Raw genomic sequence first — 1,191 nt, 5'->3', positions numbered from 1 at the left:
CACAGGGCCGTGACCAGCCTCGCCGATTGAGGAAAATGTGTTGAACCTAAAGCAGGTGGAGGTTGTAGACGCCCCTACGAGCAGGAGCCTCAAGCGGCGAGCGACGAACACGACGATGACATCTTCCGTGAAAATTCCATGGGTGCTTGCGGTGGCCGCGGCACTTGCACTCGGGTGGGGACTGCTCTGGGCGGGATACTTCTCCGAAAGCCCCGGCGACACGGAGGGCGAAGCGCCCTTCTATGCCGACTTCGACCTGACCGCACACACGGGGATGTTCATGACGGAGGAGGATTTCGCTGGCCAGTGGAAGCTGATCTTCTTCGGCTTCGCGAACTGCCCGGACGTCTGCCCGACGACGCTCTCTGAAGTCGCCGCCGTTATGGACGGTCTCGGCCCGGACAAGGAGAAGGTCCAGCCGCTCTTCATCACGGTCGATCCGGAGCGCGACACGCCGGAGGTTCTCGCGAACTTCGTTCCGCGCTTCGACGCCGGCATCATCGGCTTGACCGGAACCCCCGAGCAGACCGCCCGGACGGCGGAAAACTTCTACATCTACTACGAGAAAGTCGAGGAGGCTGCCGCGCCCGGCGACTACACGATGGGGCATTCGTCGCAGCTCTTCCTGTTCGGGCCCGACGGCGGATACGTCACATCGTGGCAGTACGGTACGCCGGCAGAGGAAATCCTTGCAGATCTGCGGGAACGGATCTCCTCATGAGGCTGAAGCTTTCCGGTGAGGCGGCGCTTTCGGCCGCATGGGTCGTTGCGCTTGTGGCGTCGCTAAGCGTTCTGTTCGTTGGTGAAGTTTTGGGCCAGGCGCCTTGCGTCCTGTGCTGGTTCCAGCGCGCGTTCATGTTCCCGCTGGTTGTCGTGCTGGGTCTCGGCCTCTGGTGCCAGGACGGTCGGGTCGGCCGCTACGGCGTGGGCCTCGCGCTCGCCGGGGGCGCTGTCGCGATCTGGCACTTGGGCCTCTACACGGGTTTCCTCCCCGAGCGAGTGCAGCCCTGTTCGGCAGCCGGTCCGTCCTGCACCGACGAAGCCCAGATCATCCTCGGTGCGCCGATCCCGCTGCTCTCGCTCATCGCCTTCGGCCTCATCGCCATCCTCTCAGCCGCCTCGTTGCAGGAGTCGAAATAATGACCCGCCGTTTCCTGATCCTCTCCTTTTTAGCGTTCGCGCTCGCCGGAT

2 protein-coding genes are annotated in these 1,191 nt (G+C 63.6%); both read left to right on the top strand.

The features are described 5' to 3' along the window. The first annotated feature begins 115 nt into the window (after nucleotides 1-115). On the top strand, nucleotides 116-721 hold the full coding sequence (locus tag BM162_RS15910; protein WP_093424103.1) for an SCO family protein: 606 nt from the start codon (nucleotides 116-118) through the stop codon (nucleotides 719-721). Next, nucleotides 718-1,140: a disulfide bond formation protein B gene (locus tag BM162_RS15905; protein WP_093424100.1), complete on the top strand. Its 423-nt coding sequence runs from the start codon at nucleotides 718-720 to the stop codon at nucleotides 1,138-1,140. Before BM162_RS15910 ends, BM162_RS15905 begins: the two co-directional genes overlap by 4 nt. Nucleotides 1,141-1,191: the final 51 nt, after the last annotated feature.

It is taken from the genome of Tranquillimonas alkanivorans (assembly GCF_900115595.1).
Classification (GTDB): Bacteria; Pseudomonadota; Alphaproteobacteria; order Rhodobacterales; family Rhodobacteraceae; genus Tranquillimonas; species Tranquillimonas alkanivorans.
Note: the sequence above shows the minus strand (reverse complement) of the source record. Positions and strands in the feature narration are given on the sequence as shown.

What these genes read in the sequence shown, in the direction of transcription:
- BM162_RS15905 (WP_093424100.1), top strand. Translation starts at nt 718, where the DNA reads ATGAGGCTGAAGCTTTCCGGTGAGGCGGCGCTTTCGGCCGCATGGGTC.
- BM162_RS15910 (WP_093424103.1), top strand. Translation starts at nt 116, where the DNA reads ATGACATCTTCCGTGAAAATTCCATGGGTGCTTGCGGTGGCCGCGGCA.